7 protein-coding genes, 1 tRNA gene and 2 pseudogenes are annotated in these 11441 nt (G+C 62.5%); 4 read left to right on the forward strand and 6 right to left on the reverse strand.

What is annotated here, in order from left to right:
• Positions 1–5: 5 nt before the first annotated feature.
• Positions 6–1631, reverse strand: coding sequence for a flagellar hook-length control protein FliK (locus BM374_RS34200; protein ID WP_092302905.1), 1626 nt, complete (start codon positions 1629–1631; stop codon positions 6–8).
• Positions 1632–1978: 347 nt separating this feature from the next.
• Here BM374_RS34200 and mnmA point away from each other — a divergent pair, with 347 nt between their 5' ends.
• The 4 genes from mnmA to BM374_RS34220 all read left to right on the forward strand — a co-directional run bounded on the left by mnmA (position 1979) and on the right by BM374_RS34220 (position 4739).
• Positions 1979–3160 (forward strand): tRNA 2-thiouridine(34) synthase MnmA, encoded by a 1182-nt coding sequence (gene mnmA, locus BM374_RS34205; protein ID WP_092302907.1) that lies wholly within the window; start codon positions 1979–1981, stop codon positions 3158–3160.
• A gap of 243 nt (positions 3161–3403) precedes the next feature.
• Complete coding sequence (locus BM374_RS34210) at positions 3404–4042, forward strand: class I SAM-dependent methyltransferase (RefSeq protein WP_092302909.1); 639 nt, start codon at positions 3404–3406, stop codon at positions 4040–4042.
• Positions 4043–4088: 46 nt separating this feature from the next.
• On the forward strand, positions 4089–4454 hold the full coding sequence (locus tag BM374_RS34215) for a hypothetical protein (protein ID WP_092302911.1): 366 nt from the start codon (positions 4089–4091) through the stop codon (positions 4452–4454).
• A 208-nt stretch (positions 4455–4662) separates the two neighbouring features.
• Positions 4663–4739, forward strand: a tRNA-Met gene (locus tag BM374_RS34220).
• Here the strand turns inward: BM374_RS34220 and BM374_RS34225 are convergent.
• From BM374_RS34225 to tnpA, 5 genes and pseudogenes are all read right to left on the reverse strand, one after another.
• Entirely contained in the window at positions 4696–6354 is a 1659-nt protein-coding gene (locus tag BM374_RS34225) for a recombinase family protein (RefSeq protein ID WP_092302933.1), read from the reverse strand. The genes BM374_RS34220 and BM374_RS34225 overlap by 44 nt on opposite strands.
• Positions 6355–6738: 384 nt before the next feature.
• A pseudogene (locus BM374_RS34230) lies at positions 6739–7586 on the reverse strand (integrase core domain-containing protein); the annotation flags it as partial.
• Positions 7477–9077 (reverse strand): annotated as a pseudogene (gene tnpC, locus BM374_RS34235) (IS66 family transposase). The pseudogenes tnpC and BM374_RS34230, both read right to left, overlap by 110 nt.
• Before the next feature lie 69 nt (positions 9078–9146).
• On the reverse strand, positions 9147–9500 hold the full coding sequence (tnpB, locus tag BM374_RS34240) for an IS66 family insertion sequence element accessory protein TnpB (RefSeq protein WP_092302913.1): 354 nt from the start codon (positions 9498–9500) through the stop codon (positions 9147–9149).
• On the reverse strand, positions 9497–9919 hold the full coding sequence (gene tnpA, locus BM374_RS34245) for an IS66-like element accessory protein TnpA (RefSeq protein WP_092302915.1): 423 nt from the start codon (positions 9917–9919) through the stop codon (positions 9497–9499). The genes tnpB and tnpA overlap by 4 nt, the downstream gene beginning before the upstream one ends.
• Positions 9920–11441: the final 1522 nt, after the last annotated feature.

Here is an 11441-nt window from a genome sequence, read left to right on the forward strand (position 1 = left end):
ACTCCTCACACTCTGATATCGACGCCGCTGCTCGATCCGAGCATACGGCCGTAGCTGCGGCTGACGGGCGGGGCGGTCGCAGAATCGTCCTCGCTGATGATCAGCCGCCGGGCATTGCCGGGATTGTCGTTGTTCTGGCCGGTGTTCTGTCCCGACGAATTCTGGTCGCGCAGGCTGAAGGAGAGCCCGTTGCTGCCGGTCTTGAGGCCGGCATCGTCGAGCGCGCGCTGCAATTGCGGTGCATCCTGGCGCAGCATCTGCAGCGTCTCCGGCTTCTCGACGGTGACATGCGAGGTGACCTGGCCGTTGCGATCGACATTGATGCGCACGTCGATGCGGCCGAGATCGACCGGATCGAGGCTGATATCGAAGCGGGTCTTTCCGGCGCGGGCGGCTGCCGCGATCTCGACCGGAATGCCGCTGATCGGCACCGCCGCCGAATTCGCCGCGGTCGCGGTCAGCGTCGCGGTGGAAGCGGTGGCCACCGAGGTCGTGGTGGTCAGCGGCGCCTGCACGGCGTTGGCGGCTTGCGTGCTGGTGTCGGTCGCGGTAGCTGCGACGACTTGCGTATCGGCATGAGCGTGCGTCGTCGCCGCGACCGGCACGGCGTCAGCGGTGCGATTGGCTGTATCAGCCTTCGCATCGGTGGCGGCGCTATCGACCTGCGGCTTCGCGGCTTGCGGATGCGGGGCGGTGCTCGTGGTCGCCGCGATCTCGGCGTTTTGTGCGGAGGTCGCGGCCCGGGCCGTCTTGCCGGCGTCCTGGCCGATATTGGAGACATCGGTCTGGCCTTGCGCGGTCGCGGCCGCCTTGAACGAGACCTTCGGCGTGCCCTGGTCGGATGCGGTGACCTGCGCGGCTTTCGCCGTGACATCGGTTGCGGTGGCATCGGTGCCCGCAACGGTCGCCCTAGCGGGCGCGGCCTTAGCGTCGGTGGTCTTGGCGTCGCCGCTCTTGGCGGTCTTGCCGGTCGCATCCGTCTTGGCGCCGGCGATCTGTGCGGCGGTCGAGGCGCTAGCGGCGATGCCGGCGGCTGCGATCGTCAGCGGCGAGGAAGCGGTGTCCGCGGCCTGATTGGCTGCCGCATTCGGGTCGGTGGACACAGCGGGCGCGGCGACCGGGACCGCGGTCGGATCAGGCGCAGCCGCCGACGATGCGGCAGCCTGCGCAGCGGCGGAGGTATCCACCGCGGCGGCGAGGCCGTCGGTGCCGTCCGTCTTGTCTCTCTTCGTGCCGTCGGACTTGTCGCCAGATTTGGTAGCGGAGGCGTCAGCCTTGTCCTTATCCTTGGCTTTGCCGGGGGGCCTGGTCGGATCGGCCGGGGTGTTGCTGGTAGCCGATGTCGAGGAATCCGTGCTGTCGGTCGGCTTGCTCTGCGAGGACCGGTCGGTCGTGGAGCTGTCGCGCATGCTCTTGTCCGACGAGGAGGATGACGACGAATCGCTCCGTCGTGGCGCCGGATCCTGGCTCGGGGACGGCGCGCTGTTGCTGATGGCTTGGGTGTTGCTGTCGACCAGCGCCCCAAAGGAGTCGCTCGGCGCGGTGTCCTTGGGGGTCTGGGAACGGGCAGGCTTTTGCTGCGCGCTCGAGACTTGCGCACTTGTCGCTACGTCTGACGTGACACCGACCACAGGCGACCCCTTGAAAACATCTTCGGACCAGGAAGTCAGCAAAGAGCGGGCCAGTCCTTCTAAAAGCTATTTTACTTAGCAAAATCAATAGATTGATGAATCGAGGCCACTCCTGCCAGCCGCCTTGCGGCCCCATCATTTCTGCCGCCCGGCAAGAATTGCCTGAAAGCCGGGGACGGGCGTGATTGCTTCAGTGGAATGCCACCTATATTAAAGGGTGCTCTCAGCCGCTTTCGACCGGGCAAGCCAGTGCCCTTCGGGAACTCAAGTTCCCGGAGCGCCCTAGTGGCCCGGTCTGGGGCATCAGGAATCGCGGGAAAACGCCGCCGTCACGTCAGCTTAGGCCCATGCTCAACAGTCTGGATCTCGAAGGCCGTCCTGAGGATACCAGGGTCGTCGTTGCCATGTCCGGCGGCGTCGATTCCTCGACGACGGCTGCGCTGCTCAAGGCCGAGGGCTACGATGTTGTCGGCATCACGCTCCAGCTTTACGATCATGGCGCGGCGACCCACCGCAAGGGCGCTTGCTGCGCCGGCCAGGACATCCACGACGCGCGCGACGTCGCGGCCAAGCTCGGTATTCCCCATTACGTGCTCGACTATGAGGACCGCTTTCGCGAGTCCGTCATCGACAACTTCGCCGATTCTTATGCGCTCGGCGAAACGCCGGTGCCGTGCATCGAGTGCAACCGCAGCGTCAAATTCCGCGACCTCCTGAAGACCGCGCGTGAACTTGGCGCGCAGGCGCTCGCCACCGGCCACTACGTCGCCTCGCGCCGCCGCGCCGACGGCTCGCGCGCGCTGGTGTGCGCCGCCGATGCCGACCGCGACCAGAGCTACTTCCTGTTCGCGACCACGCAGGAACAGCTCGACTTCCTGCGCTTCCCGCTCGGGGACATGACCAAGCCCGAGACGCGCGAGCTCGCGCGCCGCTTCGGTCTCTCCGTCGCCGACAAGCACGACAGCCAGGACATCTGCTTCGTGCCGACGGGGCGCTACACCGATATCATCACCCGCCTGCGGCCGAACGCGATGGATCCCGGCGACATCGTCGATCTCGAAGGTCGCGTGCTCGGCCAGCATCACGGCATCGCCAATTTCACCGTCGGCCAGCGCCGCGGCCTCGGCATTGCAGCTCACGCGCCGCTGTTCGTGGTGCGCCTCGATGCCGCCAACCGCCGCGTCGTCGTCGGCCCGCGCGATGCGCTGAAGATGCACCGCATCGCCCTGCGCGACGTCAACTGGATCGGCGGCGGCGATATCGATCGCGCCATCGGCGACGGCCTCGAGCTGTTCGTGCGCGTGCGCTCGACCCGCAGCCCCCAGCCGGCCTGGCTGCGCGGCGCTGATGGTCACTACGAGGTCGAGCTGGTCGCCGGCGAAGAGGGCGTTTCGCCCGGCCAGGCCTGCGTATTCTATGACGCGCCCTCAGGGCAGGCCCGCGTGCTCGGCGGCGGCTTCATCCAGAGCGCTGCCGCGAAGGTCGGCGCGGCCACATCGCGCCCGCTCGCGGAAGCCGTGCGCGGCTGAACACGATGAAATCGAGCCCGATCGTCACCGCAATGACGGTGCGCCCCCTCTCCCGCTTGCGGGGGAGGGTTGGGGAGGGGGCTCTCTCCACACGCGATATGTGGCGAGCGGAAAAAGCCCTCACCCGCTACGCTCTTGCGAGCGTGTCGACCTCTCCCGCAAGCAGGAGAGGCGCTAGACCAATTTCGGGGCTGGCTTCGATCTCATCACTTATCAATTCTCGTGTCGCGTAAGGGCAGGGGCATGGCAGCAGATATCTCGCGGGCCGGGGTCGAGAAGGCCTATGGCCGCTGGGCGCCGGTCTATGATCTCGTGTTCGGCAAGGTGTTCGATGCCGGACGGCAATCAACCATCGCGGAGGCTGATCGCATCGGCGGCCGCATCCTCGACGTCGGCGTCGGCACCGGTCTGTCGCTGTCGGACTATTCGCGCACCACAAAAATCTGCGGCGTCGATATTTCCGAGCCGATGTTGCGCAAGGCGCAGGCGCGCGTGCGGGCCCTTCGCCTCTCCAATGTCGAAGTACTCTCGGTGATGGACGCGAAGAACCTCGCTTTTCCCGACAACGCGTTCGACGCCGTCGTCGCGCAATATGTCATCACCGCCGTGCCCGATCCCGAAGGCACGCTCGATGAGTTCGTGCGCGTGCTGCGGCCCGGCGGCGAGCTGATCCTGGTCAACCACATCGGGGCCGAAAGCGGCCCGCGAAAGTTGTTCGAGCTGGCGTTCGCGCCCATCGCCCGTCGTCTCGGCTGGCGCCCCGAATTTCCGTGGGACCGCCTCGTCAACTGGGCCGCCAAACACGGCGGGGTTACACTCGCCGAGCGCCGCCCAATGCCGCCAATGGGGCACTTTTCGCTGATCCGCTACCACAAATCGTAATGTTCAGCCGAGGGAACAGGGCGCCCGTCCAGCGCGTTTCCCTTCCATGCGCACGACATCAAACATCATTCTGGCTGGCCTTGTGATCGCAGCCTCTGCGCCCGCGATCGCGCAGGCCCCGCCCGCCCCGGCGACGCCGCCGCAAGCGACCGCGCCGCCATCCCCGCAACACGCCGCCGCCGATTGCGCACCGCAGGACCGCCCGAACCGCGCCACTGCGCCCGACGGCACCACGACAGGGCAATCGCGGGAACCGCTCGGCGACAAATTGGCAAAGTCCGACGGCGTGCTCTGCCCGCCCGCCGGCGTCGACCCCGAAATGCATGCCCCGGCGCCGAGCACGGACGGCAAGATGCCCGTCATCCCACCTCCCGGCAGCCCCGGCGGCGACCCCACGGTCAAGCCGAAATAACCTGTTCCGTATCCCCAATCTCCGTCATGGCCGGGAGAAGCCAGGCCAGACGGCCGGAGCGACGAAAAATCAATATTTTCGGCGACTTGTCGCACCGAAGCCTTGGCGCAGGCGGAAGGCGACCACTTAGCTTGACTTCCCGCCGCCCCCTTCTTTATATGCCGCGCGTTCGCGAGATCGGCCGTTTCGGCCACCGCGAGCGACTCGTGGCGGGGTAGCTCAGCTGGTTAGAGCACGGGAATCATAATCCTGGGGTCGGGGGTTCGAGTCCCTCCCCCGCTACCACCTTTCCCCACAATCCTTTGACTTGGTTGGGATAGACCTTTTCCCCGAGCAGGGCATTTAGCCGGCCTGCTATCTCCACGGCTACACCACCAGCTCGCGCTGGATCGCGGAACACAGTGACCCTCTCTACCAGGTCTCTGATGGCTTCGGCGGCTTCTCCGTCGCCTGCACCGGCACCTTGTGCTAGCGCTTCTCCAAGCCGACCGAGTTGCTCCTCGTATCGTTTGAGGATTGCCGGCTGCAGCGCGACTTCCGTCGGGGCGAGCGGTTCACTCTGCAACTCCTCAGATATCCGCTTTCGTTCGGCATCTAAGGCAGTCGATCGCGGCCCGAGAACGGATGGATCGCCATGTCCTTTCGCGATCGCATCCACCAGTCGTTCGATTTCTCGGTTTAACTTCCCAAGCTGCTGCTCAAGGCGCTGCCGTTTTGCATTTGATGAAGCCGCGAGGCGCTTCCGCTCCTCGAGATACGTGCGTACGTATTCCGAAATAACCTTCGGCGCGCGCAATTCGTCCTTTAACCCACTGAGAACCGCACTCTCGACTGTGTCTAAATAGAAAGTTTTGCCATCAGCACATGTGCCGCTTTCTGTCGCTGCCGAGCAGCGAATACGCACGCGCCCCGATTTGTCGCGCCCATTCGTTGCCATGCCCGAACCGCAGGAACCGCAACGGAGCAGGCCAGACAACATCCGACGAGGCCGACGTTGGTGGCTGGGATGACCTTGACTGCGCTCGGCTTTGCGTTGCTGGGCAGCTGTGAACAGCTCTGGACTGACAATTGCAAGATGCGACACTTCGGCTACCTGCCAGTCGCTCTTGGGATTCGGTCGTGACAGGCGCTTTCCCGAGTCCGGATCTTTCACCATCCTAACCTTGTTCCAGACGAGGCGCCCAACATAGAGCTCGTTCTGCAGAATTCCCGCACCCCTCTCAAGGTTACCGTTGATGGTTGAAGCATTCCATGCGCGCCCTCGCGGAGGTGATACCCTCTCTTTGTTGAGATCGTGCGCGATTTCGCGAGGCGTTCGACCGCTTACGTATTCCTGAAAGATGCGTCGGATCACTTGCGCCTCCGCCTCAATTATGACCCGTTCGCCGCTTTTTCCGGCGACCGCGGCATAACCGTATGTCAGGCCGCCTCCGGCCAAACCTTGCTTGACGCGCCCCGCTTGGCCACGACGCACCTTGTGAGCGTTGTCCTCTCGATAGAGTTGTCCGACCAAGCCGCGAAGGCCGACCAGCACCGTGTTAACGACGCCCTCGTGGACCGCCCGGATCTCGATCCCGAGAAATGACAGCCGCTTATGAATGCCAGCGAGATCTTCCATGTCGCGAGAGAGGCGATCGAGCGCTTCGACGATCACCACGTCAAAGGATCTCTCCCGCGCTTGGTCCAACATCCGCAGAAGGCCTTCGCGGCCCATGACAGACCCACCTGAACGAGCCCGATCTTCGTGGGTACTGACAACAGTTAAGCATTCGCGCTCGGCATAGCTCTGACAAAGTGAAAGCTGATCCTCAATCGATCTCTCGCTCTGTAGATCGGTTGAGAATCGAGCATAGATCGTCGCTCTTTTCCTTATCGCTTCGATCGATGAGCTGTCTTTCATGATCTTCCCTCGCGGCCACACGGGCAAGTACTCGCGCGAGACGTAAGATCGCCTTGTCTGAAGTCGTCTGCAAGGAAAAGTTGCGATTGGCTTCCCGCACGATCGAACTTTTAGGCCATCGCGCAGCTCAACGAGGTGCACGCACCTGCGCTGGGGCCAGTCGACAAGAGGTGGGGGGCACTGATCATTTTGAGCATCCTCCTCGGAAGAAAACTAACTGCAACGGTCGCTATGAGCTCGTCGTGCAATCGGATGCTCAGTCGAAGAAAAAGAGAGGAGCCAATGGCTTTGCTTGCGCGGAGTTGATACCGCTGGAAGCGCAGGCTCTCTCCATCTAGCGAATGCCTGAGTGGAAACTCCGGGCCTGGCCAGAAGTCTAGGTGTTAGTCCCGGCATTTGCTGGAGCGGGTTGAATTTGAATCGCTTTGGCTGGGAAGTCCGGCTTTTGCAGATTTATTCGTAGCGTGGGAGGCCCTTCAGGGTCTTCAGCGCCGGACGCAATTGTAAGCAGTGACAAAGTCGGCAAGGTGAGCTTCGAGCTGATCGTTGTCGATCGTAATGGTTGCGTTCGACGGTCGCTTCCTTGATCGTGCGGTTCATGCGCTCGAGCTGGCCATTGGTCCAAGGTTGCTTGATCTTGGTCAGCCGATGTTCGTTCCCGTTTTCCTGGGATCGCAAATCGAACATATCCGTCCGCATAGCGCGCGGGAAGGTGAACTGGATCCCATTGTCGGTGAACACCCTGTGGATCTTCTAGGGGACGGCCGCGATCAGAGCTTCGAGAAAGCTCGAGGCTGAGGTCCTTCCCGTCTTTCTGACCAGCTGCACAAAGGCGAACTGGTGCGATCGATTGCGACGCAAGGTAGAGCATGCCTTTAGCGGCCTGGAGCTCGGCCATATCGATGTGGAAATAGCCGATTGGATAAGCCTTGAACTTCTTCGAGGGCTTGCCACCTTCGGCGTCCGGCAATCGGCTGATGCCGTGGCGCTGGAGGCGATGCAGGGATGACCGCGTCAGATGCTGGACGGTCGGCTGCAGCGCATAGAGGTCGATCGTCGAGTGCAGCAACGTGTGCCGCCCGTTCGACTGGCAGTGCGGGCGAGGAGGGACAGCGTAAGCGCTTAGCCGTGACCCGATTGAGGCTGGCTTGACGTTTTGCGGAATCGCCACGGCATGAGATCATCGATCTTGCTCTGGGGATGACCGTCGATGATCGCCTCGAGTGTTTCAGCGATGTAGGCAGCCGGGTTGACGCTGTTGAGCTTGCAGGTAGCGACTATCGACGCCAGCATAGCCCAGTTTTCTGCCCCGATTTCATGGCCCGCGAAGAGCGCATTTTTTCTGGTTAGGCAGACCGGCCGGATGGCGTTCTCGACCGGGTTGGTGTCGAGTTCGAGACGCCCGTCTTCGAGGAAGCGGGTCAGCCCCTGCCAGTGATTGAGCGCATAGCGGATGTCCTCGGCGAGCGTTGAGCCGCTGGAGATCATGGAAAGCTGCTTCTCAAACCACGGTTTTAAAGCCGCGATGAGGGGCAGCGAGTGCTCCTTGCGCACGGCCAACCGGCTGTCCGGCGACGAGCCGCGCACCATGGCTTCGATAGCGTAAAGCTGCGCGATGTGCCGAACAGCCGCCTCGGCGATCGGAGACTTTCTGTTGCGCACCAATTTGACGAAGCGCCGGCGCAAATGGCTCCAGCAATGCACGAGCGTCCACGGCCCTTGCGGTCGAACGACTTCGGTCAGCCGGTCATAACCGTCATAAGCATCGCATTGCAGGAAGCGTCCGCAAAAGGCATCCAGGAACTGCTCCGCAAAGGCACCGCTGCGGCCGGGGGCATATCGGAACAGCACGATCGGCGGACTTGGGCCGCTGTGGCCGCGGTCGTCTGAGGCAATCGCCCAGAAGTAGCCCTTCTTCGTTTGGCCGCGCCCGGGATCGAGTACCGGCGCCTTGGTCTCATCCATGAACAGCCGATCCGCCATGGCCAGGTGGCGGCGCATGTGGTCCGTGATGGGCTGAAGATGGAAGCAGGCGCGGCCGGACCAGTTGCCCAGCGTCGCCCGATCAAGCCGGATACCCTGGCGCGCATAGATCTCGGCCTGCCGGTAAAATGGCGTATGGTCGCCAAATTTGGAGACGATCACGTGCGCGATGGCCGCTTCGGTCGGCAGCCCGCCGGGCACGACGTGCTCCGGTGCGTGCGCCTGCACGACGGGGCCCGCGCAGCGGCGACAGATGTATTTCGGGCGGCGCGTGACCAACACCCGCCATTGCGCCGGGATCACGTCGAGGCGTTTGCTGACGTCCTCGCCGATCTTCGCCATAGCGCCGCAACCGCACGGACAGAGCGTGCTCGCAGGCTCGATGATCCGTTCCACTTGCGGCAAATGGGCAGCAAGCAGCTGCGATTGCGATGAGGACCTTGATCCGGCACGTTCCGCGATCGGCCGTTGATCACAGCCTCGGCTCTCTCCTGCGCCGCGTCCAGGATGCCTTGCGCGATCTCCACGTCTTCCAGCGGTAAGTGATACTGATCTGGCCGCAGCTTCTCGGACTTCGCGCCGAACTTCTCGCGTCGCAATTCGCCGAGAATGACCTCCAGCCGGCGTCGGGCTTCCTCCGACGCCGCCAGCGCCCCCTGATGCTCGCTCAAGGCCGCCTGCGTTTGCGCCAAAGGCGCCTTGAGGCGTTCGTTTTCGTCGCGCAGCGCCGCGATGCTCATGTGCTATTTCGAGCACATCGCCGCCGCGCGTGCCACGCTCAAAATAGCTGCCGAGTCATTCTGCCGCAGTTATCCAGCGACCTGCGGGCGCCGTGCTTCTTCCGGGCGGACCAACCTCCAATCCAGCCCCTCGAACAAGGCCGCGAACATCGCCGGCGACATCCGCATCACGCCGTCCGCGATCGTCGGCCAAACGAACTTGCAACCTTCGAGGCGCTTGTGAACCAACACCAGGCCCGTTCGGTCCCACACCAAAATCTTGATCCGGTCCGCTCGTTTCGATCGGAACATGAAGGCTGCCCCGCTGAACGGATCGAGACGAAGCATCTCCTGCACCTTCGCCGCAAGCCCATCGTGGCCACAGCGGAAGTCGATCGGCCGCGTTGCAACGTAAATCTTCAGATCAGCACCGGCCGCGATCATCGTGACGCTCGCACCGCGCGGATCACCCGGCACAGCTGCTCGCCATCTATGGCCGTATCCGTCCGCAGAACGACATCACCGATCGCAATCTCAAGCTTGATCGCCGGAACGTGACGCTCCTCCAACGCACCTTCCACGACCAGCGGCGCGAATGTCGGATGCGACGCCTCGCACGGCGGCAACACGCCTCGTTGCCGAAGCCGCCGTCGCCAATCGTAGATCTGCCAGCGCGTCGCTCCGTGCTTGCGCGCCACCTCGGCCACCTGGGCACCGGGCAACAGACTCTCGGCGACGATCCGAGCTCTCTCCGCTTCCGAACGCACGCGGCGCCCCGACGGTCCTTCAAGAACTTCCAACCGGCTCACCGACCCCGCCGACGGGCCGTCTAAATGGACGTCCTTTTTGCTGTCCAATCCCATCTCAAACCTCCGTCCAACCCGGAGCCTTCTTCGCACAGCTATCCCGATCCCGAACCAAGGGCTCCGGCTAAGCGCTTACGGGACAGCATCTGCTCCAGCAAAACCAAACGACGTCGAGCGCCCGCACTGATTCCGGTAATCATCAGCAACACTCAGGAAGGGAAAGGAGATTGCCTGGCTGAATTCCGTCCGCTGTTGTCATGATGCAACTGTCTTCGCCCCTGTGTGGCGACGACAGCGCCGACAACCTCCCGGATTCTTCAACTCAGTACTCCGCGTCGCGGCTTTCGAGGTCTCGGCTTATCTATCCAACGACTGCTTCTATCGCGCTCCGCCTGGATTTACTCCGCCAACATTCTTGCGTTTCTCATGTGCGTTTGGCTTATCATTCTTGCTTATGCAACGCGCAGGTGTCTGGACATGCTGGTGTCTCCAGTTTCTTCGAGGCAAAGACCCAGCTTAAAGAGTCGCCGATGAGGTCGGGACCGACCGATTTTGGTAGGTGCCCTATGTTACTTCTCGAAGATATTACTTGGTAGCCCTTGAGAAATTTGAGCCTCTTGGGAGCAAAGGTGGCCAGCCCTAGTCTTTGTGACGGGGTTGGCCACCAGCGCTTGCGACACCATGCCCACAGGGAGCTACAGGCCAACAAATGCATACATTCGAGCGGCATATCGCGTCCCTGCGGTCGCAAGCGCTTGCCATGGTTGCAACCAATCAGGTCCGTGCCGCCAATAAGTCGCTGGGACTATCAGATCGCATGGTCGCGACATTGAACATCGACGAAGTTCGGGCGATGCTAGCAATACTCGATTGCATCAAGCCCAACCTGCGGCCCAGGGAAGCACGGCTGATCGCTGCGCGCATACGCGCGCTTTTAGAGGAGCCGCCTGGGTGTCAGCCGGTTCGAGTAGGATGTCTGTGAAACCATTACTGTGAGCTTTCGGTAGGTTGTCCAGCCGGCCCTAAACGGGGGAGCAAAGTTGTCAAAGCTTTAGACTAGCCCACTCCCGGAGGATCGATGGGCACCCATAAGGATGCGCCTTTGACGCCGAAGGGGCGAGAGGCCATGGTGCGGAGTGTCATCGTAGGTGGCCTGACAAAGGCTGCAGCTGCGCTGGACTTTAATATTTCGGGGTAGACCGTCGCCAAGTGGGGCAAGCGTTCCGCTAGGTAGGCGCCGATGGACCGTGATCGCTCCACAAGATCTCTTTCCAAGCCAAACACTGCCTACAACATGCGCCGAAGGAGTGCGATGACAGCGCCCCACAAGCAAACAGATCGCAACCGAACGCCTCATCTTAAGCAAATCCGCACCAAGTTCTATGCCTCCCGTCAGGTCGACGGCTCTCATTTTGCCTTTCCCTCCACGGCTATCCGTGTCGTGTAGCGCGGCAATCTGGGTAGGAAGTCGCATTGCCTCGCCTTAATTGTTACCGGATGCTGAGCCGTTGCCTCACGTAAATTGCTCCCCTGAATCGGGGACGAGCGGGGGCGCAGATGGGGCGGCTGAGCATGGCAA

The sequence above is a fragment of the Bradyrhizobium sp. Ghvi genome (assembly GCF_900115265.1).
In the GTDB taxonomy this organism is placed as follows: domain Bacteria; phylum Pseudomonadota; class Alphaproteobacteria; order Rhizobiales; family Xanthobacteraceae; genus Bradyrhizobium.